This window comes from Embleya sp. NPDC005971 (assembly GCF_040629175.1).
In the GTDB taxonomy this organism is placed as follows: Bacteria; Actinomycetota; Actinomycetes; order Streptomycetales; family Streptomycetaceae; genus Embleya.
Genome location: NZ_JBEXUX010000102.1, coordinates 1 through 26,398, shown reverse-complemented (window position 1 = coordinate 26,398; position 26,398 = coordinate 1). Strand labels below are relative to the sequence as shown.

The following is a 26,398-nucleotide window of genomic DNA, read 5'->3' as shown; positions in this document are numbered from 1 at the left end:
CACCCGCCGAACACGAAGCCAAGCACTACCAGAGACAACCAAAACCGCAGGTCATTGCCACACACCCAAGTCTCTAACGAACCCGGAGCGGTTCAGTACCTGGGATAGGTCGGGAAGATCGACCGCGGCGTCGTCACGGTGATCACGTGTTGGGCGGACGAGCGCCTCTACTACCCGCTGCACGCGGTTCCCTACTGAGGTTGCCCCTGGATCATGGACACCGGTTTTCATACCGCGAGTGTCACGGTATCGGTCTTGTGTGTTTCTTGTGCCTTGAAGGCGTTGGGGCTGAGGTGGCCGAGGCCGCGTACGGGGCCCTCATCCCGATCTCGTCGGCGCACGCACGGCGGCGTGGTGGCCAGGTCGGCACGGTCGCCTTCGTGGGTGTTCGCCGATTCGATCGGTTCCGGGGGCGTGATCGCGGTGTGGGGTGGACGATGGTCGGATGACGGGGTGGGCGAAGGCCTGGTGGGCTCCGGTCGGCGTCGGCGTCGGGGTGGCGGTCGGGTTGGTGGTGTGGGTGTCTGCGGCGGACCTGGAGCGGTTGGATCAGGTCGCCGGGGCGGTCGGTGCGGTGGTCGGGCTCGCCGCTCTGGGCGTCGCGCTGTGGCAGCTGCGGACGGCGAACCTGCCCCCCGCCCCGGAAGGTGTGCGCGCAGAGGGTGGGTCGGTCGCGGCCCGCGGGAACGTCGGGAACACCCGGGCCCACGACACCGCGCCAAACACGTCCGCCGCCCCGGGCGCTGCGGCGGGCACTTGGGGGATTCACGCGAGGGGCGGGTCGATCGCGGCCGGCGGCGACGTCGACGGCTCGAGCGCGCACTGCGGCCCGTGAACGATCGACACCCCTGGTGGCGACGCGCTCCGAAACCGTCCACCCCGAAGGCGTCCGCCCCGGCTTCGTCCCCGCCCGCACCGGGCCGGGAGGTGTCCGCCGGGCAGGGGTCGATCGCGGCCGGGCGGGACGTGGTGGGCTCGGTGGCGGTGTTCGCCGAGCGCGCGCTGCCCCCGCAGGCGTACGCCCCGATCCCGGCCGACGCGCCCGGCCCGGGCGTCGGCAACATCCCCCGCACAGGACTGTTCGTCGGCCGCGACCACGAACTGGCCGCGCTGGACGAGGCGTTCGCCGCTCCCGGCGAGGTGGTGGTGCACGCGATCCACGGCCTGGGCGGCGTCGGCAAGTCGGCGCCGGCGGCCCGCTGGGCCGCGCGACGCCCGGAACGCGTGCGATGGTGGATCGTCGCCGACACCACCAGCTCCGCCGACGGGGCCGCCGCCGTCGATGCGGGCCTGGCCGCCCTGGCCCGCACCCTGCACCCCGGACTCGCGGAACTACCCACCCCCGCACAGGTCGCGCGGGCAATCCGATGGCTCGCCGAGCACGACGGATGGCTGCTGGTCCTGGACAACGTCGAGGACCCCGCCCACGTCCGCCCCCTGCTCGACCGGATCCCCGGAGGACGGGTACTGATCACCACCCGCCGCGCCACCGACTGGCACCGCGACGCCACCACCCTGCGCCTGGACACCCTGCAACCGTCCGAGTCGCTGGACCTGTTCACCCGGATCCTCACCCACGACACACCCCAAGACACCCGGGGCGCGGAAGCGGTGTGCGCGGAACTGGGGCATCTCGCACTGGCGGTGGAACAGGCCGCCGCGTTCTGCGCGCGGACCGGCACCACACCCACCGCCTACCCGGACATGCTCGCCCGCCGGCCGGGAACGGTACTGGCCACCGCCGAGCGAGGCACGCCGGAACGCGCGGTGGCCCGGGTATGGCGCCTGACCCTGGACCACCTCGCCGACACCCCCCTGGCCGGGGACATCCTGCGGATCCTGGCCTGGTACGCCCCCGACGCCATCCCCCGCGACCTCCTCGACCCCCTGGCCACACCACCCGAAGTGGCCACCGCGATCGGCGAACTCGTCGCGTACAGCATGCTCACCGACAACCGGGACACCACCCTGTCCGTCCACCGCCTCGTCCAACACCTCGCCCGCACCCCGGACCCGGCCGACCCCCACCGCCTGCCCGAACACATCGACCACGCCCGCGACCGCGCCACCACCCTCCTCGCCGCCGCCTTCCCCACCGACGTACGACACCCCGACACCTGGGCCCGATGCCACACCCTGCTCCCCCACGCCGACGCCCTCACCGGCCACCACACACCCGACCACGACACCCCCCACACCGCCCATGTCCTCACCCGCGCCGCCGCCTACCGCTGGGAACACGGCGCACTCGCCCTCGCCGTCCCCGCCCTCGAACGCGCCCACACCACCCATGAGGGGATACTCGGCGACGACCACCCCGACACCCTGACCGTCCGCAACAACCTCGCGGGCGCGTACGAGTCGGCGGGTGATCTGGCGCGGGCGATCCCGTTGTACGAACGCACCCTGGCCGATCGCGAACGGGTGCTGGGCGGCGACCACCCCGACACCCTGACTGCCCGCAGCAACCTTGCGTACGTGTACGAGTCGGCGGGTGATCTGGCGCGGGCGATCGAGCTGTACGAACGCGCGCTGGCCGACCGCAAACGGGTGCTGGGCGACGACCACCCCGACACCCTGACCGCCCGCAGCAACCTTGCGTACGTGTACGTGTCGGCGGGTGATCTGGTGCGGGCGGTCCCGTTGTTCGAACGCACCCTTGCCGATTGCGAGCGGGTGCTGGGCGGCGACCACCCCGACACCCTGACCGTCCGCAACAACCTCGCGGGCGCGTACGAGTCGGCGGGTGATCTGGTGCGGGCGGTCCCGTTGTTCGAACGCACCCTGGCCGATTGCGAGCGGGTGCTGGGCGGCGACCACCCCGACACCCTGACCGTCCGCAGCAACCTTGCGTACGTGTACGAGTCGGCGGGTGATCTGGGGCGGGCGATCGAGCTGTATGAACGCGCGCTGGCCGACCGCGAGCGGGTGCTGGGCGGCGACCACCCCGACACCCTGACCGTCCGCAGCAACCTTGCGTACGTGTACGAGTCGGCGGGTGATCTGGCGCGGGCGGTCCCGATGTTCGAACGCGCCCTGGCCGACTGCGAACGGGTGTTGAGCCCGGGGCACCCGCTTACTGCGAGGGTACGGACGCATCTGGAACGGGTGCGGTCCGCGTAGCCGGCGTGGGTGGGTGCGCGGCAAGGTGGGGTGGTCGCCGAGGCGGGACGACGCAGTCCGGAGGCGGAGGAGGCCCGCAAGGCGGAGAACGAGCGGATTTACGCCCTGCGGAGCGAGCGTGCTGCGAAGGCGAGGACGGAGCCGGCCACCGACGCGCAGGTGAAGTACCTGACCACGCTTGCGGAGAAGGTGGGCAAGGAATAATTCGACGCGGAGTTCGCCAAGGTGATCAAGGGCAGCGACATCCTCTTACGCGCTCCCCGGCAGCGTTGCGCGACGGTCGCGAAACGGCTGACCAAGGCGAGGGCCCGCACGGATGAATCACGCCCCCACCACGGCCGCACCCTCCCCGGCAACCGGCTACGCGCCCGGTACGACGCCTTCCACGCCGCCCGGGCCCGCACCGATCTGGTCACCCGCCTGTACGCGCGGGCGATGGGGGAGGACCACCCGACCGACGTCGCCGCCTCCGGCTCGTGCGACATGCCCCTGCTCGGGCCGACGGCCGCGCGCCTGCGGATGCGCCCGGGCCGGCTCCTGACGGACGCCGGCTGCGGCACCGGCGGCATCGGCCTGTGGCTCGCCCGCGCCCTCGCCCTGCGCCTGGACGGCTTCGACTGTTCACCGGTCGCCGTGGCCCGGGCCGGCACACGTCGCCACGTCTTCCTTGGCGCCCGCGCTGGCCGGGCCGTCTTCCGCGTCGCGGAACCGGAGGACACCGGCTGCCCGACGTCGTTGCCGACGGCATCGTGCGTGTGGACGTCCTCGGCGGCGCCGCCGGCCCGGACGCGATGCTGCGCGAGTTCACCTGCGTCCTGATCCCCGGCGGGTGTCCCGGAACGCTCGCATATCCGCCATGGGGGCGGTTCTTTCCCTGCACGACCGCACACGGCACACGGTTTTCGTGGGTCGCGCTTCTGGCTATGACGGTCGCAAGCGGGTGGCCGTCATAGCCACGCTTCCTCGGTCACGTTTCCCGGGTCACGCTTCCTCGGTCGCACCCGAGTGTTCCCTCGAACACGCCCGAGGAGGGCCCTCCAGGTCTTGCCCGAAGCCTCCGCTCGACCTCCGTGACCCCGGGCACCCGTTCGGATGTGTGCAGTAGCCGGGTCCGGCCGGTCGGTCGATGCTGTCCGTATGCTTCGTTGCGCTCGTGTCGTCCTGGTACTGGTCGTGGGCCTGTCGGCCGCTTGTTCCTCCGACGATTCCAAATCGACGACCGCGCCATCCGCATCGCGCACGCCGGTGATCGCGGCGACGTCCGGCTATCTGTTCACGGCACCGGACACCGTCGCGTACCTCCAGTGGCAGACGACCGTCCCCGGAGCCATCTCGGGAACCGGCCTGGAGTCCTACGTGGTCGGAACCGCCCCGAACGCGAGCGTCGTCACCAAGGACTACCCGCTGGGCGGACGCACGAATGGAGACGCGATCGTCTTCGAGGTGGAGGACCAACACCTCAGGGCGGGTCGCATCGCCGCCGGCACCCTGACCGTCGAGTTCGCGCAAGCCGACGGCGGAACACGACCCGTCACCTTCCGTTCCGCCTCGCCCGCGGAGTACGCGGACGCGCTCAGCCGACTGCGCGCGAGCGTCGAGGCGAGCAACCACGGCTGAGTGGGGCCGAGTCACCTGCTCCGCTCACCAGGGACGGGCAACGAAAATCGCCCGCCTCTGCCGAAGCCAAGTACGGGCGTCCATCGGGATGGCGGCGCACGGTGCGCGCTGCGCGGGTGCGCGGGTGCGCGGGTGCGCGGGGCAAACGAAACAGCCTACGAGGTGGGCTCCCTGCGCCGGCATCGTCCGGATCAGGTGCTGGAACCACGGCGCGACGGCCGGGACTTGTTACCGCACAGGCGGTGTGCGGGCATGGCCGTAGACCGCGACAACCGGCAGGCTTCTTCGCCGCGACGTACACCGCGACCTCCCGGCCGCGAGCGCGGTCCGGCCGGAACCGGTCCGGCGCCTGCTCCAGGAACGCCGCGTCGTCGGTCCAGGCCGGTGGGAGGTGGACCTCGCGCAGGGTGTCGACCAGGTCGGGGAAGCGCCCCTCGCGCCGGGCCTGCGCAAGGCGGGAGGACAGCCGGCGGTACATCGACGGCGTGTTCGGCACCAACCCCTCGGAGATCGCCCGATACCAGAGCTGCCTCAACGTCACGTGCGTTGTAATCGGCGACGATCCTTCGGACCCGGTCGACCACGATCGGCCAGTGGACCCGCTCCGCGCGGTACATGTACCCATCGCCCCGCCACCGGCCCGGAAACGGGTGCGTGGCGACCCGATCGTCGCAATGCCCGCATCCGCTGTCCCCGGTCCTCGTTCACCGGGCGTCGGCGTCACGGATGGGCGCGGTTCCGAGCCTTCCTTCCCCGAGGACCCGGAACCGCGCCTCGGGATGTGCCTGCCCGCGGGTCGACGGTTCACGGGTCCCCCGTTCGAGTGACCTCTGCCTCGGGCCCACCCGTCGGACCCTCACGCGAACGGAAGACCCAGCCGTGACCACTGCCGCTGTGGACCTGAACTCCCGCGCCACCGCCCTCTTCGACCGTCACGAGGACGACACCATCGCCTGGCCGTACGCGATCGCCGACCCGCCCCGCTGCAACCCCCGCACCCGCGACGACCCCGACGCCGCGTTCGAGACGGCCCTGCGAGGACGCCGCGACGCCCGGCCCCGTTCTGCTGCTCGGGTAACGCCTGGACCCACCGCCGACCTGCGCGGGCAACGGATTCGTTACCCGTCGACAGGGCCTCGGGTAACACCGGCTCGGGCGCCGGCGGTCTACGTCTGGTCGCCCCGGTCGCCGTGCGGGCCGCGCACGAGGCCGACCTCGGGGACCGGGCGCGCGAGCAGCGACTGCGGGACCACCCGGACCTCGCCGTCCTCGACGCGGACCCGGACCGCATCCGACACGGCCCCTGACCCGGCCCCGCCTCGCTACGCCGGTCCCGCCGCGAGCACGTCCAGGAGCCGGCGCAGCGAGCGCAGGGCGGGCGCCTCGGCCCGCACCGCGGTGGGCCCCGCTATCGGGTGACATCCGGATGTGCTGAGGGCGGGGCGGAGTGTCCGCGGTAAAGATGCGGGTGTGAACCGATATCTTTGGTCGTCCCGGGCCCTTTTGTCCCGTCTCCCTGACAGGCGCGGTGCAGAAGGGCCCGGCTGCGCCTGTCGCAATGTGGCGCCCTCCGAGCGGCAGGGAACCTGGTGGTCGTCATCCGCGTCGTCGCCATTCGGCGGCATCGGTCAACGGCTTATCCCCAGGTGAGGGGATCGAGGTGCAGATAGAAGTCCTCTCGGCCACGATCGAGGACGATGTCGTAGCGGTTGGCGAACGTCTCGTCCGCTGAGTTCGACTGTTGGTCGTCGGTCCACATTTCGCGGGCAGTGGCGAGAAGAAGGGCGATGTCGGCGTAGGGGTCGGCCCGTCCGAGGCGGCCGAGATCGATGAAGCCCGCCACGGTCATGCTTTCCGGGTCGAGGATGATATTGGGCAGGCATAGATCCCCGTGGCAGACCACAATTTCTGCGGCTTCCTGCGCGAGACGGCATTCAACTTGCGGGGCAAGTCGCGCGAGCAGCTCGTCGGGAGACGTTTGCTGCTGATCTTGCGGGAGGAAATCCGGGTTGACCGCACCTCGCGCGACGACGTCGCGCGCAGTGGCGAACATCTGAGCAAGGCCGCGAGTGAATGGGCACTGCTGCGGAGGAAGATCGTGCAACCGACGCACGGCATCAGCGATCGGCTTCCAGGCCGCCTGGAGCATCGAAGCCGAAACACGATCGGCGGGGACTCCTGCGACCGTGCTTGTCAACAAGGCGGCACCATTGGCGCTGACGCGCCAGTCGAGTACGCGTGGACCAGGCACACCCTGCGTGCTGAGCCAGACGACACGGTCCCGCTCCGCCTCCAATGAGGCCACGTGGTCGGCAGCGACGCACTTGGCGTATCGCGACCCATCATGAGAACGAAAGACACTGGCCTCAGACTCGCCTTCCGTGACGGGTTCCCACCCGCCGCCGTCGCGGCCGACATCCAGCAACGTTCGGAATACAGACATCGGATCGATCATGCCCGCCAACCTAACCAGCATGGCCAGCACCCCGCACCGCGATTAATCCCGGAGGTCGACCATGCCGGCGCGTTGGGCGTTGAGGTGAGGACGTCGGTCACGGCATCGGCTTCGCCCGGCTTTCGGCCTCGGTAGCCTGGTAACGGTAGGATTCGGTGCCGGTCTGGATCAGCGTGCAGCGGAAAGTGATCCGGTCGGCGATGGCCGCGCAGAGCCTCGGGTCGGCGAAGATCCTGTCCCATTCGGCGAACGGCGAGTTCGTGGCCTCCGCGGTCGCCTTGCGTTCCTCACGCTCGGGGAAAATCTGGAACAGCAACCGGGCGCCCTTCTTGTCCAGATTCAGATATCCGAACTCGTCCGGGCAGAGGAGATCGACCTTGCTGTAGCGCCGATCACCGAGGAAAGAGGGCGGGCTGCGTCAGCCTCGGCGAGTTCGTTCACCAGCGCCGAAGTAGTGGTGTAACGGACCGACAGACCAGCCTCCGCGATCGCCGTACCGACTCCGATCAGGAGATGCGATTCGGCGGTGCCGGAGTCACCAATCAGCACCAGGGGGCGGTCGTCACGTACCCAGGAGGTGCTTTTGAGGTCACCGACCGTCTCGGGCAGCACGTTGGGGTTGCGGTCGAAGTCGAAGCCTCCAGCCGTTTGGGCCGGGGGCCGTCGGCTCTGAACGCCGCCCGGTTGCGGGCGGATTCGGCGCAGTAAAGGGGCAGGGGACGCTCTCGGGCTTCTTCGCGCTCACCGGACACCGCGTGCCGGGGCGGGACCGGTCTCCGACCGGCCCCGTCGGGTCGACCTGTGCAGCGTGGTGTCGTCCACGGTTCCGGTCGAGGGTGATGCCGGGTCCGGAACGATTACGTGGCGAAATCCCGATTCAGGACACCGGTGCGCGTGCCCCGGCCGGCCGAACACGGGGTGAGCGACCAGCCGGAACACTCGGGACGCGGGGCGGGTTTATCGCGGCTGCTGCTTACTGATCACCATCCTGTAGACCCTTTGAATGTCCCCCAAAGTCCTCATCCTCTCGGTGGGGGTCAAGTCGAACGGTTCGGCGAGAGGTGTATTGGGGTTGATCGGAAGTCTTTCTGTGTACTGCTGATACAAATTCCGGAGGCCGATCGACTGATGGGAACGGTAATGGCGCAACGCGTCGAGATAAACCTGAACAGATCTTTCTTCATGGTTCATTGCCTCCCCGACGCGATTGCGGTAGGCGGTGAAGCGCGCGCCCAGTTCATAGGCTGCAGCCAGGAAGAGCATGCTTTCCGCGATGTTTCGATTCCAGGCGGTGGGGTCCGCGGGCACGTCGTAGAGGGTACGTGCGGAGCGCCGGAAGTCTTCCACCCCCATCTGATAGGGAAGGGACCAGTGGGAGGCGTTCAGCGTCGCCTCCCAGGAGGTGTAGGAGCCGTTCATTCGAAGCGCTCTGGCCTGCCTGCCGTTGTCGGCGGCGTACCGTTCGATCTCCTGGATTACTTCCGGGTGCGCGTCCTGGAAGTAGAAGATGACGCCGGCCCGGGTGTCGAATCCGGCGAGGTAGCCGGAGTGCGGGTTCATGAAGAGCCTGCCCAGGGTTTGATGGAAGGCGTCCTCGATTTGGATCCCGACCACCCCCCCTACATATTCCTGTGTCACCAGGACATCCCCGAGAAGATTATGCCCGACGGTATTGCGAAGTCGGGTGATGAAAGCCCAGTAGTCTTCCCTGCCCTGGCCGATTCCGACGCCGGGCAACGAATGATAAACCCACGTCACTCGGCCGGGTCGGACGTCCGCGGATGCCGGCGGGACGGTGACCGTCATCATCACCATGGCGGTGCACAGTGACAGGGCGAGCGCCACGAATCTGCTCGTTCGGATTCTTCTTTTCACCGCTGTTGCTCCGTTGTCCGTATCGGCGTCGGTACGTGACGGCAGGGGGTGAACCCCGGAGGCCGCCCCGGGAGGTGCCCCGGGGAACGGGGCACCCTGTTGTGCGTCACCTGTCACGGGCCGGGACTTCGGTGCCCCGGTCGCGGATCACACCCCAACGGCCTTGTGCCGCCCGACCGATGACGCACACTCACATGACCGCGCAGCCGCCCCATCCGTGACATCGACAGTCCCCGGCCGTGATCGTGCGTGATCGAGTGCCCGGGTCGGTTCCCGGTTCGCGCTTCTCGCGGCTTCGAGTTCCGCCTCGGCCTTCTGCGAGGGGCGGCCATCGTGAACGGCCCACTCGCGCACTGCCCGTTCGCGTCGACGACCAGGCGCAGCGCGCAGTCCCCGGTGGTGTGGTCGGTGCCCCAGGGCATGACGATCACCGTGCCCGGCCTCGCCTGCTCGATCCACGCCGCGGGGATGTGGCGCACGCCGGCGGTGACCTGGACTCGGTCGTAGGCGCCCGCGTCGGGGTCTCCGAGGACGCCGTCGCCGGTGACGATCCGGACGGCGTCGCCGTACCCGGCCCGCGCCGGATTCGCCCGGGCCCGTTCCGCGACTTCGGGGTCGATGTCGACGGAGACGACGTCGCAGCCGTGCGCGGCCGGCAGCGCGGCGCCGTACCCGGTCCCGGTCCCGGTCCCGATCTCCAACACCCGCATACCGGGGGCGGCGTCGAGGTCGTAGAGCATCTCGGCGACGGTCGAGGGCGCCGACGTCGCCAACCGCCCCGCGTCGCCGCCTTTGTGTCGACCGTCGTCCCACTGGGTCACCAACGCCGATCCGAATACACCGCCGCCCGCCACGTGTCCGGATCACGGCGGCGGTCGACGTCGTCGTCGCCGTCCTCGGGCCAGACCCGCTCGGGAACGAACTCCCCCGCACGACGCGCCCGCATGTGGCATCCGAGGTGCGGGACGCGGATCGCCACGAACCCGCAGCGACCATCGGCCATTTCGGCTTCGCTCCGCACCACCCCCTGCTGTTCCCGCCCCGACCGCCGGGGCCGTGAGCGCCTCCCGGAAGGTGCGGGTCTCGCCCGTCGACGACCCGGCCACCAACGTGACCATCACGCTCTCCCCGTCCGCCGCCCGCCTCACAGCGTCGCCCGGCACCGCGTCGTGGGCGCGTGCCACGAGCCGGCGGAGTCCGAGACCATCGGCTTCGGCATGCACTTTGCCGACGTGGTGTTCGGCCGCGTCGGGCGGGACGGCGAGCACCCCGCGTGGCGCCCCCTGGACGCCTGACGACGACAACGCGTCCGCCGCTGCGAGCGCATCCGCCCCACCGCCACCGACGCCGACGCCACGAAGGCCGGCCACTCCGTCCGCCACACATCGTAGGATCGCGTCTGCGAGCGGTCGGGGCGTGCGACGCGGAGCGCGTCGAGCACGCCGAATCGGGGCTGACAGGGGTGAGTTCGGTGGGTTCGGCGTCCGATCGGGAGGCAACGCCAGGGCACATGGGCCCCTACGTCGCCCTGCGGCTCCTCGGTGAAGGCGGAATGGGTCGGGTCTTCCTGGCCCGCCGGTCCGGCGATTCGACGGCGGCTCCGGTCGCGCTCAAGGTCGTGCACCGCCGTCTTGCCCGGGACGCGCAGTTCCGGGCACGGTTTCGGCGGGAGATCGCCTCCGCACGAGCGGTGGAAAGCCGGTACGTGGTACCTCTGGTCGATGCCGACGCCGAGGCGGACGTGCCGTGGTTGGCGACCGCCTACGTCCCCGGCCCCAGCCTCGCCGAAGTCGTCGCCGCCGACGGTCCCCTCGCCGAGGAACCTCTGCGCACCCTTTCGGCCGCACTGGCCGGCGCCCTGGGAGATATTCACGGTCGCGGATTGGTCCATCGTGATCTGAAACCGTCCAACATCCTGATCCACCCCGACGCCGGCCCCCTGGTGATCGACCTGGGCATCGCCCAAGCCGTGGACGCGACACGGATCACCTCGACCGGGGTGGCGATCGGGACACCCGGATACATGGCACCCGAACAGTTCACCGGCGGCAGCTCGCATCCGGCGGTCGACGTCTTCGCGTTCGGTGCGGTCCTCGCCTTCGCGGCGACCGGGAGGAAACCGTTCGGCGAGGGCCCGGTCCATCGTGTGGGATACCGGATGCTGACCGAGGAGCCGGACCTCGCCGGCTGCCCGGAGTTCCTGCTTCCGCTGCTCACCCGATGCCTGGCGAAGGACCCGGAAGAGCGCCCCGGAACGCGCGAGTTGCTCGATGCACGTCCCTTCGGAGGCGCTGCGAATCCGCCCCCGCCGGGGGTTGCGAACGGATCGGGCCCACGGGGGGAACGCCTGCGCGCGCGGCCCTTCCCCGCCGGAATACGGCCGCATACCCCACGGTCGAAGCGCGGACGCCTCGCTCTCGCCACGGTGCTCGTCGGCGCGCTCGTCGCAGGGGGAATCGCGCTGCACACGCGTACGGACGGCGCGGCCCGGCCGAGCGCCCGCGACCTTGCCCCTCCGGCCGCGCAACAGCCCCCGAGCCCGTCCGCGGCAAACCCGACGTCGGGCGCGTTACCACCGCCGGTATCGGTGCTGGGAACTCTTCCCTCGGCGGCCGACTGGCCGGTGGCCTGGCGCGACGTCAAGACGTACACCGATTACTCGGACGCCGAGTGGGACGAGATGCCCAGGGAGTACGCGCTCGAAGTGTGGCTCACGGACAAGCTGTTCGTCCGCGTGACCCGGTCCGGCGTGCAAGGGTTGGCTCCGGCCACCGGGCAGACCCTGTGGACGTTGTCACCGCCCGCCCCGGGCATGCTGCCGTGCCGGGTGTCCCGCACCACGGAGAACGGGATCGCCGCCGTGGTGTTCGGTTCCCTCAAGGGCACTCGCCGGCCCACCGACTGCGATCGGGTCGTCGCCATCGACCTCGACAAGGGAACGTCCCTGTGGGACAGGCAGTTTCGAGCCGCCCCCCACACCTTCGACGACTTGGACGACACCGAGGTGGTCGGGGTCGGCTCCGGCAGGGTGGTGGTCAAGGCCGGCTCCGTACTCACCGCGTGGCGCTCGCGTGACGGCGAACAGCTCTGGCAGAGCGACAGCGCCGCGGAGAACTGCGCACTCAACGCGATCGCGATCGGCCCCTCCACGATCGCGGAAGCCCTCACCTGTCCTCGCCCGGCGCAGGGCCTCGCGAAATACCCCACGTCGGTCCGGTCGGTGGACGCGGCCGACGGCCGAGTGCGCTGGACCTCACCGGTACCCGACGGCAATACGCTCTTCAACCTGGAGACGGCCGAACCACTGACGATAAGTCTGCCCGGGCCGCAGTCCGGCGCCCGGGACACGGGCCCGATGCTGGTATTCGACGGGAACGGCAAGCCCGGACCACAGCTGCGCACGGGGCAGGACTTCGGGGATCTCGGTGCCTGGCCGCGCAATCGGGATCAGCTCAGTCCTCGCGTGTTCGGGTGGAAGGACACCGTCGTCACCACCACGAGTCGGGGCGAGTCGGGCGCGGACAAGAGCGAGGTGGTGGCCATCGGCGCCGGCACGGGGCGCATCCGTTGGCATGTTCCGGTGCGGCGTGGATACGACCCGCTCATCGCGGGTGTCGGCGACCGTGGAGTACTTGTCGTCGAATGGGGCCAAGACCCGGCGCTGCTCTGGCTGGACCTGACCGACGGACGCATCAGTTCGGCGGGTGCGCTCTCCGGTGTGGACACGAGCCGGATCGCCTTCGACGCGGTCCGCGTGCGCGGACCGCACGTTCTGGTGATGAGTTCGCAGGCCACCCTCCTGCGCACGGGCGCACTGGCGTACACGGCGGCCGGAGCGGGTGCATCGTGAACTCAAGTGGGGGACCCACACGGTGGCTTCGGTGAACGCGGGGATCGAGCCGTTGGCGGACGGCGATCCGAGACAGGTCGGCGGATACGTACTGATCGGGAGGCTCGGCCAAGGCGGGATGGGCCGGGTGTTCCTCGGCGAGGACACCGACGGGCGCCGAGTGGCCGTGAAACTCGTGCACGAGGAGTTCGCCGCGGACCCCGAGTTCCGCACGCGTTTTCGCCGTGAGGTGGAGACCGCCGAGAGAGTCCTGAGTTACTTCACCGTTCCGCTGCTCGACTCCGGACCGGACGACGAGATCCCGTGGTTGGCGACCGAGTTCGTCCCCGGCCCCTCCCTCGCGACCGCGGTGCGCGGGGAGGGAACGATGTCCACGTCCGAACTCTGCACGCTGGCGGCGGCTCTCGCCGAGGCGCTGATCGTCATCCACGCGGCGGGGCTGGTGCACCGTGACCTCAAACCCTCCAACGTCCTGATCGCCGACGATGGGCCCAGAGTCATCGACTTCGGCATCGCCCGCGCGGTGGACGCCGACGCGCTCACCGGGACCGGCGTGGCCCTGGGGACCCTGGGTTACGCCTCGCCCGAACAGCTCACGGCCGACGGCCCCGTCGGACCGGCCGGCGACGTGTTCGCCCTGGGCGGCGTACTCCTGTTCGCCGCCACGGGACACGACCCGTTCGGTGTCGGGCCGCCGGCCGCGCTGATCTTCCGCACGGTGCATCAGGAACCGGATCTCTCGGGCGTGCCGGCACCGCTGCTTCCCCTGATCCGGCAGTGCCTCGCCAAGGACCCGGCGCAACGACCCACGCCGCGCCTGGTGATCGCCGCGGCCCGGGCGGCCCGATCCGGAGTCCGGGGCGCCGAGGCGGCGGCGCGACGGAACGCGGTCGCGCGCCGCGCCGAAGGCACCACCGTCGTGGTGTCCCCGCCAGGGTCGACCGACTCGATGTCCAACCCCGAGCCGACCGGTCCGGAGCTCGAACCTCACCCGGCCGAGCCGGAGTTCGAGCCCGATCCGGAGCCGGGGTCGCCTGCTTCGTCACCTCCCGACCGCCGAGCGGTCTCCCGCCGGCGTGCCTGGACGATCGGCGCCGGCCTGGTACTTGCGGTCGTCCTCGCGATCGTCGCGGCGATCGGGCTGCCGGACACAGACGGCGCCAGTGGCATGGGCGCCAAGGAGGCGCGCGACGGCGCCGGCACCGCCGCGCCCGCCGGTCGGTCCGCGGCGCTGCGGCCGGGCGCGGCGTTCGGCGGAGACCCGCTGCCTCCTCTGGTCGTCGAGGGTGAGCGGCACCGGACCTGGTCCGCGATGCCCGGCGACCGCGATCTGGACGTCGACGTGGTCGGCCTCTGGCTCACCGCGGACGTCCTCGTGCGGATCGACGTGTCCGGGGTGCGCGCCTACGACCTCCACTCCGGTGCCCAGCGTTGGGAGGTGCCCGCCCCCGTCGAGAACCTGGTCCCGTGCAGCGCTTCCGCGGGTGGCACGGCGACCAGCGGCGGCGTCGGTGTCATCGGATACGGGAAACCGCACAGCGACCCGGTCGCCTGCGAGGAGATCGCAGCCCTCGACACCGCCACGGGCACACTGTTGTGGCACCGAAACGTCGGCAAACCGCAGAACGGCATCCGGCTCGCGGCCACTGCCGGCGACACGATCACGGTGAGCGCGGGCGACGGCATCCTGGGCCTCGACCGGGCGACCGGGACCACCCGCTGGACGTACCGCTGGGTCGTCGGTGACTGCCGGGTGACCGACGTTCTCGCCGGGTCCACCGACACCGCCGTGTCTGCGACGTGCGAGCCACCGGGCAGCCTCGACCGCTTCGCGCGCGTACTCGAACTCGACACCGGCACCGGCGTCGAACGGCGGCGCCACGACATCCCCGACTCCTCCCAGGCCGTACTCCTGACCGCCCAGCCGCTGGTGGCCACCTACCCGGCGCGCGGGCGGGGCGGAGACCGGCTGTTCAGCTTCCTTCCCGGCGACCGGGGCGGTCAGGGCGCCCAAGCCGGCCGGGACGCCGCGGCACCACCACTGCTCGCCGAACGTTCCGGCACCGTTCACGCGACGGCGTCACTCCTGATCGTCCGAGCCCCCACCCCCGGAGGCGCCGGTCGCGACGCCCGGAGCATCATCGCCCTCGACCTCACCACCGGAGGGGTCCGCTGGAGCCGCCCCCTGCCGGAATGGGTCGGCTTCAAGACCCTGCGCGTCGGAGCCGAGGAGATGTACACCGTGGAAGCGCTGACCGCCGACACCATGCAGATCACCAGGCGCAACCTGTCGGACGGCGCGATCGCGGCAAGGGCCGCCCTGCCCGAAGACTTCGCGAAACACAGCTACCCCGACCACCTCATCGCCACCGGCTCCCTGTTGATCCAAGCCAACCACTCGTCACGGCCGGCTCTGGTGGCGTACGACATCCCACCCACGTGAGACGCAGGGCTCGCACGGCGCCGCCCTGCTCGGGCCGCCGACCAGGACCGTGACCGGCGAAGCCACCGGGGAGGTCGTTCCCGCCCCATCCTTGGTCCGGGTACACCTCCACCCTGGATGGTCGAGCCAGGAATCGACTGAATTTTCAGTAAGTGAAACGGTGGGGTCACGGTGACCCGGGTTCGCGATCCGCAATCCTCGCGAGTCCGCGCCGGCCGCCTCGGATGCGCCGCGGGCCACGGAGCGGTTCTCCCGCACCCCCTCTCTACGCACGCCGCGATCCGTGTGGCAGCACGACCGGTTGGAGGTCTCCCATGTCCGATTCCCGTCCCGCCCGCAGCGGCATCCTGCGTGCCCTGGGATTCGGCGCCGCCGCGGGCGGCACGTCGCCCGCGCCCGGCGACCTCGGCCCGCGGGTGCCCGCCGACGACGTGCCACAGGCGGACCTGGATGTCGTGGCCGGCGAGCCGGTCGATCTGGGGCCGGCAGCTCGCCGGCGTGCAGTGGGACATCGCGCTGATCGCCCGGACCGTCGCGGGCTACGAACGGTGATCGTGCGCGCGGTCTGGAGCCGAGGCCGCCTCGCCCCCCGGTGGCCGCCGCGTTGGCACTGGAGGTGTGGTCCTCGTGGTGGGCGTCTGGCTCCAGGTCGGCGAACGCATGGCCTTGGACACCCGTCACCGCGCGTCGAGTTCGGCGCCCGACCGGGTGGACGTGCGGGCCTCGGTGCAACGCGTGGACGCGACCGCGCGCGAACTCGTCCTGCGCCTGCTCGTCACACCGCGCGGCAACCCGGCCGAGGACGGCGGTCCCGCCCCTGCGGCGTGGCCTGTCGCTACAGACCCCGCCGGAGGTGCGCGGTGACCTGAACTTCCCTGCGCACACCCGAAATCCACTGTGGACCTCAGACAGCGACGCCGCCGTGCTGCGCGCCGAAACGCCGACTCCGACACCGGAGGAGTGCGTGGCCGCCCTCGACGGACGCCCCACCGGGACCGTCACCTTGCGCGACGTGTCGGCGGGACGGTCGTTCTGCGTCCGCTCGCGCACGACGCGCGAGTTGGCTCTCGTCCGCGTCGTCACCGCGGCGGGCGGCTCACCGGTCGAGGTCGGCCTGACCGCGTACCGCCCGCGACGCCGACCGCCCCCGCGCGCGAACGCCCCGAAGCGCGGTACTCGGGAAACGCCGGTTGCCCCGGTCGGCGCGTCGGCTCGTGGCCGAGACGCCGCCCGGGGCGACCGGTCTCGGTCAGGCCGAGCGCAGCGCGTCCGTGGGGGAGGCTTTCGCGGCGCGCAGTGCGGGGTAGATCCCGGCGAGCGCGGCCACGACCACCGACACGGCGGGGCCGGCGAAGAGCGTGTAGAGCGGGATGGCCACCGCCCAGCCTTGGACGAGCGCGTACCCGTAGACGGCCAGGCCGCCGAGGAGCAGTCCGCCCATTCCGCCGAGGAAGCCCATGAGTACGGCTTCCAGGAGGAACTGCATGGCGATCTGGCCGCCGCGGGCACCCAGGGCGCGGCGCAGTCCGATCTCGCCGCGGCGTTCCATCACGCCCACGACCATGGTGTTGGCGATGCCGACACCGCCCACCAGCAGTGCCACGCCGGCCAGGGCCAGGACGAGCCCGGTGAGGGTGTTCTCGGTTTCGGCGCGGGCGGCGAGGAGGTCGGACGGGCGGCTGACCGCGACCATGTTCGGGCTGCCGGGGTTGGCGCTGGCCGCGGCCACGGACTGTACCTGCGGGACGCGTTCGGAGTACGACCGCAGGTAGACGGTGGCGGCGGTGCCGTCCGCGCCGAGGTGGGCGACCGCCTGTGGCCAGCCGACCAGGGCGGTGGTGCTCAGTTCGGGGGCGAGTTCGTTGGGGGCGAGGATGCCGACGACCTTGTACCACTGGCCGCCCAGCCACACCCGCTCGCCCGGCGTGGTCACGCCGAGGCGCTGTGCGGTCTGGTCGCCGAGGACGGTCACCGGAAGGTTCTCGCTCGCGGCGTCGAGCCAGTGCCCGCTGCTCAGCGTGGCGCGCAGCACGTCGAGCAGGTTCAGGCGGGCGGCCAGCACCGTGATGCTGCCGGTCTGCTGCTCGGGGACGAGGTCGTTGCGGTAGACGTCGGCCTTGGTGGCGCCGGTCGCGGTGACCTGCTGCACGGGGCCGATGGCGGCGAGCATCTTCTCGGCGGCGGGCGGCAGCGGTACCGGTTTCTGGTCCGAGCCTTTGCCGGGGGCGACGGTGATCAGGTTGGAGCCGAGTTGGTCCAGTCGTTCCAGCAGGTGCTGTTGGTTGGAGTTGGAGATGCCGGTGACCGCGACGACGGCGGCGATGCCCAGCGCGATGCCGAGTGCGGACAGCGCGGAGCGCATCTTGCGGGTGCGCGGTCCGATCATGCCCAGGCGGAGCAGGTCGGTGGGGCGTAGTCGGGTACGGCGGCGTGTTGTGGTGCTCACAGGCCGGCTCCGGTGGGCTGGGGGGCGCGTTCGTCGAAGTCGATGCGGCCGTCGTGGATGCCGATCCGGCGGGGGAAGGAGGCGGCGAGTTCGCGGTCGTGGGTGATGACGACGACGGTGGTGCCGTCGGCGTTGAGGGTGCGCAGCAGGTCGACGACGGCGGTGCCGGAGACGCTGTCGAGTGCGCCGGTGGGCTCGTCCGCGAGCAGGAGTGCGGGGCGGCCGACGAGTGCGCGGGCGATCGCGACGCGTTGTTTCTCGCCGCCGGAGAGCTGGTCGGGGTGGTGGTCCAAGCGGTGGCCGAGTCCGACGGAGCGCAGCGCCGCGGCGGCCCGCGCGCGCCGTTCGGACAATCCCGCGCCGCTGTACAGGAGCCCGGTGGCGACGTTTTCGACGGTGGTGAGTCCGGACAGGAGAAAGAACTGTTGGAAGACGAAGCCGATGCGGTGGGCGCGTAGCGCGGCCAGTTCGGCATCGGACAGGTTCGACACGTCGCGGCCTTCGAAGCGCAGTCGGCCCGAGGTGGGGCGGTCGAGGGAGCCCAGGAGCGCGAGCAGGGTGGATTTGCCGGAGCCGGACGGGCCGACGACGGCGAGGAGTTCGCCGGCCTCGATGGTCAGGTCCAGGCCGTGCAGGATGCGCAGCGGGGGTGAGCCCGGGTATTCCTTGACGATGCCGGAGAGTTCCAGGACCGGGGTGGGGGATTGCGGTGGGGTGGATGTCATTTGGGGATCGCCACCTGTGCGCCGGGCTGCACGTCGCCGGTGATCTGGGCCTTGGCGTCGGCGATCAGGCCCAGTCGGACCTTGACCAGTCGGGTGGTGGGGCCGTCGGCGACGCGAATGCCGTAGCCGCCGCCGTCGAGGGCGAGGAGCGCGGTGACCGGGACGACGAGCGCGTTGTCGGCGGTGTCGCCGACGACGTTGACGGTCACCGGGGAAGGCCCCGCCTGCTGGGCCTTGTCCTGGTTCTCCAGCACGATCGTGACGGTGGTCTTGTTGCCGTTCGGGCCGTCTCCGGAGCCGCCCGACTTGTCCTCGCCACCGGTGGAGCCTCGGGCCAGGGAGCGGATGCGGCCCTCGACGGCGGTTCCGTCGGTCAGTTTGACGCGGACCTTTCCGTCGGGTTTGAACCGGGAGACCTGGTTGTCGGCGGGTTGCGCGGTGACGACGAGGTCGGTGCGTGTGACGGTCATGATCGAGTCGCTGCCCACGGTCGAGCCGAGTTTGGCGCCGAGTTGCTGTACGCGCACGGACTCCTGCGCCAGCATGACGACGCTGCCCAGGGCGACGGTTCCGGTCTCCTTGACGCCCAGCGACTTCTGCCAGCGTTTGACGGCGACGGCGGTGGCGGAGGTGAACTTTCGGTCGGCGGACAGGTCCAGGCCCTTGGCGTGGCCGAGTTTGATCAGGTTCTTCTCGAGTTGCTCGACGTCGGAGCCGTCGGGGACGTCGAGGCCCAGGTCGCGCCACATCGGGCGGTCGCCGGTCATCAGCACCACCGGTTGCCCGTCGACCTCGTACAGCCTGCCGCCGGTCTTGACGACGGCGCCGACGGCGGGCAGGGCGGTGACGGTGCCCTTGCCGGAGGCCACGATGGGGGCGGGGGTGTCGAACGCGAGCGAGCCGGTGAGCTGGATGCTGGTGGACAACGATCCTTGCTCCACCGGGACGAGGTCGTACCGGACGGCGGCCTGCTTCGTCGTTGCGCTGTCGCGGTCCCAGGGGCGGACCACCGCGACGACGCCGCCGCCGGCCAGCACGGCGACCACCAGCAGCGGAACGACGACCCTCGCGCGCTTCCTCTTGCGGCCGGGGCCGCTCTCGTCGCAGGCGGGGGCGGGGGTTTCGGCGGTGTGGGTCACGGTCATTCGCCGATCGAGTAGCCGGCCATCGGGAACTGCGCGTCGCAGGCGCGCGAGGCCGCGTCCCACTTGGTGGGGTCGAACACGGCGCGCGGGATGGTGACGATGGCGGTCTTGGGGTCGGGGTCGGGCATGTCGGTGTAGCCGTTCTTGCGGGCGCACGCGACCCACTTGCGGGACATCTCGACGAACTTGGTGTTGTCGGCCTGCTTGGCCTGCTTGATGCCCGGGACCTTCTCGTCACACAGCTTGGTCGCGGTCTCGTAGCCGGGTTCCAGGCCGGTGTCGGTCTTCGCGGCGGGGAGGCCGATGTTGCCGTCCTTGTTCTGCGTGACGCTGGTCTGGCCCTGCTTGTGCATGCAGTCGACCCACGCCTTGCGGACCGCGTTGTCGTCCTGCGGCTTGGCCTGGCCGGCCCCTTCGTCCCCGGCGACCTTGGGGGCCGAGTCGTCGGAGGAGCAGCCGGCGACGGCCAGGATCGTGCCCGCTGCGGCGGCGGCCAGCCCGACTCGTATCGACCTGCGGCGCATGGTGGAAGTACGCATGTTCGATCTCCCTTGTGAACGTGGGGTGACGTGCACAGTTCTACGGAGGCCGCGGTTAGCCGGCTGTGACTGCGCGCCTAACCGGTGGCTAACACCACGCCGGGCAGGCTTGGTCTTCGGTGCCCGTGCGGCACAGCGGCGGTGCGAGCGAGCGGAGCGGGACACATGCGGGTGCTGATCGTCGAGGACGAGCGGGAACTGGCGGCCATGCTCGCCGAGGGGCTGCGCGGCGAGGGCATGGTCTGCGACGTGGCCCACGACGGCCTCGAAGCGCTCCAACGCACGGCCGCCGCCGACTACGACGTGGTGATCCTGGACCGGGACCTGCCCGCACTGGGCGGCGACGCGGTGTGCCGGGCGCTGGGCTCCACCGGCCATCCGGCGAGGATCCTGATGCTCACCGCCGCCGACACTCTCTCCGACCTCGTCGAAGGTCTCGGGCACGGCGCCGACGACTACATGGCCAAGCCGTTCTCCTACCTCGAACTCGTCGCCCGGCTGCGTGCACTCGGACGCCGCTCCGCCGGGAACCGCGCCGCGGTCGTGATCGGCAGGCGCGGCGTCAGCCTGGACACCGCGCGCCGCGCCGCCGAACGCGAGGGCCGCCCACTGAACCTCACCCCCAAGGAACTGGGCGTCCTGGAACTGCTGCTGCTCGCCGACGGTGCGCCGGTCCCCACCGAGGAACTCCGCGACCGCCTGTGGGACACGGCCGTCGACCCGGCGACCACGGCGGTCCGGGTGACGGTGCACGCGCTGCGCCGCAAGCTCGGCGACCCACCGCTGATCGTGCACGACGCGGGTTACGGATACCGGCTGTGAACCCACCCGGCCGCGCATCGCGTCCTCCGTCCCGCCTCCCGTCTCGCCTCGCCCCCGACCGGCTGCCGCTGCGCGGCCGACTGACCCTGGTCACCACGGCGGTGTTCGCGGTCCTGGGCTGCGGAATGCTCGCACTGAACTGGTTCAGCGCACGCCAGCTCATCCACGCCAACCGCGACCTCGTCACGTCCGCCAAACCCCTCGAACCCGCCCAGCCCGTGCAACCGGGCACGCCCGTACCGGCCCTGCCCGGCACGCCCTCGGAGGGGTCGGCACCACTCCCCACCTCCCCCGCGCAAGGCTTCGGGAACTTCCAGGACACCATCCTGGCCGACCTGCTGACCCGCTCCGCGTTGCTGCTCGCCGCGTTCACCGCGCTCGCCGCACTGCTCGCCTGGTGGGCGAGCCGCCGCTCGCTGACCCGCCTCCACCAGGTGACCGCGACCGCCCGCCGGATCAGCGCCGACCGCAGCATGGACGAACGACTGGCCCTGGACGGCCCGTACGACGAGATCCGCGAACTCGGCGACACCTTCGACGCCATGCTCGACCGCCTCGACCGAAGCTTCACCGCGCAACGACGCTTCACCGCCCACGCCTCACACGAACTGCGCACCCCCCTCACCATCCAACGCACCGCATTGGAGATCCCGCTCGCCCAGGGCCGCGTCCCCGACGAACTGCGCCCCGCCGTACAACGCGCGCTGGACGCCAACGCCCGCACCGAACGCCTGATCGCCGCACTGCTGACCCTGGCCCGCGGCGAGAGCGCCACGCTCCAGGCGCGTCCCGTCGATCTGGCGGACACCGCCCGGGCCGCCGCGCACGATCTGGCCGACGAGGCCCATGAAGCCGGTGTCCGGGTCACGCACACGACGGCTGCCGCGCCGGTCGAGGGCGACCCCGCCCTCCTGCGGCAGGTCGCGCTCAACCTGCTGGCCAACGCCGTACGCCACAACCACCGCGACGGCACGGTGACGATGACCACCGGCCTGGTGGGGGACAGCGCGTACCTGGAGGTCACCAACACCGGCCCGATCCTGGACCCCGAAGAGGTCCCCGCCCTGTTCGCACCCTTCCACCAGGCCCGCGAACGCGGCACCGGGTTCGGCCTCGGACTCGCCGTGGTCGAAGCGATCACCACCACACACCGCGGCGAAGTCACCGCCGACGCCCGCCCCGGCGGCGGGCTCACCGTGCGCGTTCGGCTGCCCACCCCGCAGCACGGCGACCCGCCCGTACTCCGATGACGCGTACCGACTGGCCGTCCTCCCGGAACGCCGACGCGGCCGGGAGCCCCGCCCTCGCTCGGGTCGGCCACGGCACCGCGGACCCCGGGCCCGGAGGTGCCGGGGCAGCGGGCCGCCGAGTCGGTCCTGTCTGCGGATGCCCAACCGCTGGGGTCCGTCGTATGTGCACCGGGCGTTCCTGCCGCGACCACGCTATCCGCGTGCGTCCGACACCGGTCGGGAAGCCGGGCCGAGTCCCGCCTCGTAGGCGAGGATGACCAGGTGCACGCGGTCGCGCGCGTCCAACTTGGTGAACAGCCGCGCCACGTGCGTCTTCGCGGTGGCGATGCCGATGGTCAGGTGGGCGGCGAGCTCGCTGTCGGACAGCCCGCGCGCGACCAGGGCCAAGACCTCGCGCTCGCGGCCCGTGACGCCGTCGAGCGTGCGGCGCACCGGCGTTGCGATGTCGCCGCCGCGGCCATCGCACTGTTCAGCCAGATCGGCCTGGAGACGGTCCCGGTCGCGGCCGGCCGGGTTCGCGAGCCCGGCCGCAACGTGCCCCGGGCCACCGTCCACGGCACCCTGGCCCGCGCGGCGGTCTACCTACTCGGCACGCTCGCCGTCTTCGGCGCCGTTCCGCACGCCGAACTCGTCTCCTCCACCGCGCCGTTCACCGACGTGGCCGATCACATGGCGGGTGCCTCGTGGGCCGGGGACGCGGTCGCGGTGGCCGCGATCGTGTCGGGGATCGGCGCGCTGGGCGGCTGGACGATGGTCTGCGCCGAGATGCCCTATGCCGCCGCTCGCGAGGGTTTGTTCCCCAAGGCATTCGCTCGCAAGCGCGGCGACACCCCCGTCTTCGGCATCCTCGCCGCCACCGTTCTCGCCTCGCTGATCACGGTGGCCGCCTACACCAGCTTCGACAACGTTTTCACCGGTATCGTGCTGCTGAGCGTCCTGACCGCGGCGATCCCCTACCTGTTCCCGGCCGCCGCCCAGTTGTACCGGCTGCTCACCCACGCCCGCCAGGCGAGCCGAGGCCGCTTCGCCCGTGACGTTCTGGTGGCGGGCACCGCCTTGGCGTTCTCCTACTGGTCGATCCAGGCAGCGCGCGTGCGGCGCACCGGTTCCTCGAACAATCGGCTCCATGTGTCCGTCGGCTTCCGCTTGTCCAAGCTCCGATTCGCATCCGGGGGCCAGTCGAGTGCGCATATCAAGCGAAGTGGTAGTCGGCGCCGATCGGCCTCATCGGTCGCCGTGAGCGTGGCCGTGACCGTTGCCCGCCCGGTATGACTGGCCCAAGCCGACGCACGCCGCGGGATTCGGCCCGGACTCCACCCTCGTGGTCGCCCCGCGGGAGGCCTGAGGGTTCGCCGACGGGGGAGCGACGGGTGCGCCGAGGGGCGCACGATCGGGCCACGACGCTGTGGCGGACATGTGCGCGAGTCGTGTCATCGGAAGTCGGCGGCGTCGATGTCGTAGTGGATGAACGCGCCCGTGCTCTCCCACCCGGCGTGAATGCCGGTCGCCAGGAGGAGTCCGCCCAGGGAGGCCTCGCCGTCGACGGTCGCGGCGAAGCGGTGTTCGCGCCAGGGGCCGCCGTCGGGGTCGCCCCACCACGGCAGGGAAACCGAGGCCAGGGCCCCGGACGGGCTCACGGTCACGGCCACCTCGTGCGGATGCCCGGCGACGACCAGGTGGGCGACGGCTTGCGTGTCGTCGACGGCCTGCCAACGCACCTCCGGACGCAGGGCGAACGCGGGCATCATCAGGTACTCCCCGGCCAGGCGGCCCGCGACGCTGCGGGTGATGTCCGTGCCGGACGCCCCGACGAAGGGCAGCACGCCGAACAGCCGCCGGCACATCGCACCACCGTCCCCGTCCAGGCGGTCGAATCCGCTGATCCGGATCCCGCCCGGGCCGCGCACGCGCGCGTCCCAGCGGAACGCGGTGGGCGGGGTCAGGGTCTGCCGGGCCACAAACGGACACCACCTTCGCCGGCCCCGGATGCGTCCGTGCGCGCGCACGTCCACCGATGTCGGCGTACATCTGAATGTTGCCCAGGGAGGTAGCCGAACGTGCTCTGGATGTTCGCCGTTCGGTCCTGGTGGTGGGGTGTCCGGGCGTAAACGAGGGGCGGGGTGGGTGGGGAGTGCGGCACACTTCGCGCGTGATCACCATGCGGCCCGTGTTGAGGGTGGATGTCCACGACGGCGACTTCGCCTTCTGGCCGGTTGCCGAGATGAAGTCCTTCGGCCACCTTCCTCTCGGTGGTGGTCTTTCTCCCGCCGAGGTCGGGACGGCCATGATGCGCATCGTCGGCTGCAACGACATCGGCCCCGACCCCGGGGAGGGCTTCCCGCTCCCGTCTGCCGACCCGCTCGGATCCTTCCTGCACGGATTGCTCACCTCCGAGGAACCCATCGCGGGGGGCGGCCTGCTCGTCGCGGACACCTCCTCGGGGGTCGTGGTGCCGCCCGGTTGCTGCTGCGGCCTGGAGGACTGGCGCGAATGGCAGGACGTGGTCGACGGCGGCGACCCGCCCTGGCTCGGCCACGATCCGCAACCGACCGCCGAACGGCTCGGCGACACCGTCCGGCTGACCCTCGACTCCGGGAAGAGCGACGGCCCGGTGATCGAGCTGCCCGCCTGTGAACTCGCCCGACTCCTGGAGGGCGTCGATCGTGACCTCTCCGACTTCGTCGCCCTGGCGGCGGACTGGGCGTCCCACCACCTGCCCGACCACGCCACCCCTGTGGTGGCCGCCCTCTCCCGCCTGCTCGATCTGCCGTCGCCGACCGGGCCGGGGCAACGGTAGACCCGGAAGCCGGTTCCGCCGACCAGGCAAGTGGGCAGGCAGCACCGGCCCGCCATAAGCACGTTCACGTGTACCTGGTTGGGCACATTGACGAGTACGCCGACAACCGAGGTCGAGGCGGGTGCGGCGCCCGGGATCGCGTGGGCGAGCCATCGCCGGATCGGCTCCGGCGGCTCGCCGCGCACGGGATCGGCCGATTCGGCGGGGCGCGCGGAGTCGGGGTCCTCGGGCCGCGAAGGCGATGTTGGCATGGCTTCGGCTTCCGCCGGTAGGGATCGGATCCGGATGACCCGACACACGAGACTCCGCCGGGCCCGTCACATGGGCGATGCCCGGCCGGGTCGCGCGGCGATCAGAGCAGCCAGCGGTGGTCGCGGACGATCGGCAGTCGGGCCCACAGTGCGCCGAGGCCGAGTCGGCTGCCGACGGCGATCGCGGCGAGGGCGATCAGGGAGATGGCGTAGATGACGTGGTAGTCGGCGAAGGGGTTGGTGGAGGCGGTGGGCTTGCCGCTGTCGAGGTGCTTGGCGGGCGGCCACTCGGCGATCCACATCAGCGTCATCATGGCGGTCCCGGAGAGGGCCGCCAGGCGCAGCCCGATGCCGAGCACCAGGGCGGCGCCGACGCCGAGCAGGCCGAGCATGAACAGCCGGTCGGCCCAGGGCTCGCCGGCCCAGCCGCGCAGGGTGCCGGCCATCGGGCCGACGTTCACGTGGGAGAGGAATCCCTTGGTGGGGGAGCCGCCGTCGACCCAGCCCTTGCCGCTCGCGGTGGCGTAGCCGAGGCCGAAGGTCTTGTCGAGGAACGCCCACAGGAACACGAAGCCCAGCAGGACCCGCAGGCCGGCCACGGCGATGTCGGAGGTGCGGACCGCGGCGACGGCCGGGGAGTCGGTCGCGGTGTCCTGCGCGGACTCGTCGACCGTGACCCGGGGCGCCGGGGCGAAGCGGCGCGGCAGGCGCAGGCGCGAGGACAGCCGGTGCTGGTGCGATATTGCCATGTCGGTTCCCTCCCTGGTGGCGCCGGGCCCGGTGCCCGGCGCTCGGCCACGAACGTGTTCCGCCGGGCCGTGACGTCAATCTCCCGCGTGTCCGGTGTCCGTCCCAGAGCCGACCGGCCCGACCTGTCGGGTCCAACAGCCGGTTGCCCGCGGGGCGTTGCGGGCGAGCGGCGCAGGCGCACAGCGAAAAGCGGGCGGTCGTCCCCGATCGATCGGGGACCGGGTCGGTATCGCCGCCGTCAACGGCCCGGAATCGGTGGTGCTCTCCGGCCTTCGCGACCAGGTGCACGAACTCCGGGACCGGCTCGTCG

Annotated in this window: 26 protein-coding genes and 2 pseudogenes; 14 read left to right on the top strand and 14 right to left on the bottom strand. The window is 71.2% G+C overall.

Annotated features, from left to right (window positions below):
* The first annotated feature begins 445 nt into the window (after positions 1–445).
* The 5 genes from ABZ374_RS44935 (at position 446) to ABZ374_RS44915 (ending at position 4,740) form a co-directional block, all read left to right on the top strand.
* Positions 446–835, top strand: a complete 390-nt coding sequence (locus ABZ374_RS44935) for a hypothetical protein (protein WP_360323765.1) — start codon at positions 446–448, stop codon at positions 833–835.
* A gap of 92 nt (positions 836–927) precedes the next feature.
* The gene (locus ABZ374_RS44930; protein ID WP_360323763.1) at positions 928–3,123 is read left to right on the top strand and encodes a tetratricopeptide repeat protein; all 2,196 of its coding nucleotides are present in this window, start codon (positions 928–930) and stop codon (positions 3,121–3,123) included.
* 9 nt (positions 3,124–3,132) lie between these two features.
* Entirely contained in the window at positions 3,133–3,327 is a 195-nt protein-coding gene (locus ABZ374_RS44925; RefSeq protein ID WP_360323761.1) for a hypothetical protein, read from the top strand.
* A gap of 21 nt (positions 3,328–3,348) precedes the next feature.
* Positions 3,349–3,942, top strand: a complete 594-nt coding sequence (locus tag ABZ374_RS44920; RefSeq protein WP_360323759.1) for a class I SAM-dependent methyltransferase — start codon at positions 3,349–3,351, stop codon at positions 3,940–3,942.
* A gap of 426 nt (positions 3,943–4,368) precedes the next feature.
* Positions 4,369–4,740 (top strand): hypothetical protein, encoded by a 372-nt coding sequence (locus ABZ374_RS44915; protein ID WP_360323757.1) that lies wholly within the window; start codon positions 4,369–4,371, stop codon positions 4,738–4,740.
* A gap of 1,166 nt (positions 4,741–5,906) precedes the next feature.
* On the opposite strand, the gene ABZ374_RS44910 is transcribed toward ABZ374_RS44915, so the two are convergent.
* From ABZ374_RS44910 to ABZ374_RS44880, 7 genes are all read right to left on the bottom strand, one after another.
* Positions 5,907–6,038, bottom strand: a complete 132-nt coding sequence (locus tag ABZ374_RS44910; RefSeq protein ID WP_360323755.1) for a hypothetical protein — start codon at positions 6,036–6,038, stop codon at positions 5,907–5,909.
* Between the two features lie 338 nt (positions 6,039–6,376).
* Complete coding sequence (locus ABZ374_RS44905; protein WP_360323753.1) at positions 6,377–7,195, bottom strand: APH(3'') family aminoglycoside O-phosphotransferase; 819 nt, start codon at positions 7,193–7,195, stop codon at positions 6,377–6,379.
* 97 nt (positions 7,196–7,292) lie between these two features.
* Positions 7,293–7,532 (bottom strand): ATP-binding protein, encoded by a 240-nt coding sequence (locus ABZ374_RS44900; protein WP_360323771.1) that lies wholly within the window; start codon positions 7,530–7,532, stop codon positions 7,293–7,295.
* 2 nt (positions 7,533–7,534) lie between these two features.
* Complete coding sequence (locus ABZ374_RS44895; protein WP_360323769.1) at positions 7,535–7,891, bottom strand: ATP-binding protein; 357 nt, start codon at positions 7,889–7,891, stop codon at positions 7,535–7,537.
* A gap of 261 nt (positions 7,892–8,152) precedes the next feature.
* On the bottom strand, positions 8,153–9,040 hold the full coding sequence (locus tag ABZ374_RS44890) for a ribosome-inactivating family protein (protein WP_360323751.1): 888 nt from the start codon (positions 9,038–9,040) through the stop codon (positions 8,153–8,155).
* Positions 9,041–9,183: 143 nt separating this feature from the next.
* A complete protein-coding gene (locus ABZ374_RS44885; protein WP_360323749.1) occupies positions 9,184–9,891 on the bottom strand; it encodes a methyltransferase domain-containing protein in 708 nt (235 codons plus the stop codon).
* Positions 9,888–10,016: a hypothetical protein gene (locus ABZ374_RS44880; protein ID WP_360323747.1), complete on the bottom strand. Its 129-nt coding sequence runs from the start codon at positions 10,014–10,016 to the stop codon at positions 9,888–9,890. The genes ABZ374_RS44885 and ABZ374_RS44880 overlap by 4 nt, the downstream gene beginning before the upstream one ends.
* A gap of 238 nt (positions 10,017–10,254) precedes the next feature.
* On the opposite strand from ABZ374_RS44880, the pseudogene ABZ374_RS44875 reads away from it, so the two are divergent.
* The 4 genes and pseudogenes from ABZ374_RS44875 to ABZ374_RS44860 all read left to right on the top strand — a co-directional run.
* A pseudogene (locus ABZ374_RS44875) lies at positions 10,255–10,365 on the top strand (MBL fold metallo-hydrolase); the annotation flags it as partial.
* 215 nt (positions 10,366–10,580) lie between these two features.
* On the top strand, positions 10,581–12,920 hold the full coding sequence (locus tag ABZ374_RS44870) for a protein kinase (protein ID WP_360323745.1): 2,340 nt from the start codon (positions 10,581–10,583) through the stop codon (positions 12,918–12,920).
* A gap of 31 nt (positions 12,921–12,951) precedes the next feature.
* Entirely contained in the window at positions 12,952–15,363 is a 2,412-nt protein-coding gene (locus ABZ374_RS44865; protein WP_360323743.1) for a protein kinase, read from the top strand.
* A 627-nt stretch (positions 15,364–15,990) separates the two neighbouring features.
* Positions 15,991–16,227 (top strand): DUF4436 family protein, encoded by a 237-nt coding sequence (locus tag ABZ374_RS44860; RefSeq protein WP_360323741.1) that lies wholly within the window; start codon positions 15,991–15,993, stop codon positions 16,225–16,227.
* 385 nt (positions 16,228–16,612) lie between these two features.
* On the opposite strand, the gene ABZ374_RS44855 is transcribed toward ABZ374_RS44860, so the two are convergent.
* Genes ABZ374_RS44855 through ABZ374_RS44840 form a run of 4 tightly spaced genes read right to left on the bottom strand, consistent with a single transcriptional unit; the run spans position 16,613 to position 20,218 of the window.
* Entirely contained in the window at positions 16,613–17,809 is a 1,197-nt protein-coding gene (locus ABZ374_RS44855) for an ABC transporter permease (protein WP_360323739.1), read from the bottom strand.
* Positions 17,806–18,534: an ABC transporter ATP-binding protein gene (locus ABZ374_RS44850; protein WP_360323738.1), complete on the bottom strand. Its 729-nt coding sequence runs from the start codon at positions 18,532–18,534 to the stop codon at positions 17,806–17,808. The genes ABZ374_RS44855 and ABZ374_RS44850 overlap by 4 nt, the downstream gene beginning before the upstream one ends.
* Entirely contained in the window at positions 18,531–19,679 is a 1,149-nt protein-coding gene (locus tag ABZ374_RS44845; RefSeq protein ID WP_360323737.1) for a peptidoglycan-binding protein, read from the bottom strand. Before ABZ374_RS44845 ends, ABZ374_RS44850 begins: the two co-directional genes overlap by 4 nt.
* Positions 19,676–20,218 (bottom strand): hypothetical protein, encoded by a 543-nt coding sequence (locus ABZ374_RS44840; RefSeq protein WP_360323735.1) that lies wholly within the window; start codon positions 20,216–20,218, stop codon positions 19,676–19,678. Before ABZ374_RS44840 ends, ABZ374_RS44845 begins: the two co-directional genes overlap by 4 nt.
* A 165-nt stretch (positions 20,219–20,383) precedes the next feature.
* Here ABZ374_RS44840 and ABZ374_RS44835 point away from each other — a divergent pair, with 165 nt between their 5' ends.
* Complete coding sequence (locus tag ABZ374_RS44835) at positions 20,384–21,040, top strand: response regulator transcription factor (protein ID WP_360323733.1); 657 nt, start codon at positions 20,384–20,386, stop codon at positions 21,038–21,040.
* Positions 21,037–22,290, top strand: coding sequence for a HAMP domain-containing sensor histidine kinase (locus ABZ374_RS44830; RefSeq protein ID WP_360323731.1), 1,254 nt, complete (start codon positions 21,037–21,039; stop codon positions 22,288–22,290). Before ABZ374_RS44835 ends, ABZ374_RS44830 begins: the two co-directional genes overlap by 4 nt.
* A gap of 192 nt (positions 22,291–22,482) precedes the next feature.
* Here the strand turns inward: ABZ374_RS44830 and ABZ374_RS44825 are convergent.
* Positions 22,483–22,716: pseudogene (locus ABZ374_RS44825) on the bottom strand (helix-turn-helix transcriptional regulator); the annotation flags it as partial.
* Here ABZ374_RS44825 and ABZ374_RS44820 point away from each other — a divergent pair.
* Complete coding sequence (locus tag ABZ374_RS44820; RefSeq protein WP_360323729.1) at positions 22,630–23,562, top strand: amino acid permease; 933 nt, start codon at positions 22,630–22,632, stop codon at positions 23,560–23,562. The pseudogene ABZ374_RS44825 and the gene ABZ374_RS44820 overlap by 87 nt on opposite strands.
* A 158-nt stretch (positions 23,563–23,720) precedes the next feature.
* On the opposite strand, the gene ABZ374_RS44815 is transcribed toward ABZ374_RS44820, so the two are convergent.
* Entirely contained in the window at positions 23,721–24,302 is a 582-nt protein-coding gene (locus ABZ374_RS44815) for a DUF6544 family protein (RefSeq protein ID WP_360323727.1), read from the bottom strand.
* A 146-nt stretch (positions 24,303–24,448) separates the two neighbouring features.
* Between ABZ374_RS44815 and ABZ374_RS44810 the strand changes: the two genes are divergently transcribed.
* Entirely contained in the window at positions 24,449–25,087 is a 639-nt protein-coding gene (locus ABZ374_RS44810) for a hypothetical protein (RefSeq protein ID WP_360323767.1), read from the top strand.
* 352 nt (positions 25,088–25,439) lie between these two features.
* On the opposite strand, the gene ABZ374_RS44805 is transcribed toward ABZ374_RS44810, so the two are convergent.
* Positions 25,440–26,087 (bottom strand): hypothetical protein, encoded by a 648-nt coding sequence (locus tag ABZ374_RS44805; RefSeq protein WP_360323725.1) that lies wholly within the window; start codon positions 26,085–26,087, stop codon positions 25,440–25,442.
* Positions 26,088–26,181: 94 nt separating this feature from the next.
* Between ABZ374_RS44805 and ABZ374_RS44800 the strand changes: the two genes are divergently transcribed.
* The coding region (locus tag ABZ374_RS44800) for a hypothetical protein (RefSeq protein ID WP_360323723.1) at positions 26,182–26,398 on the top strand (217 nt) is incomplete at its 3' end.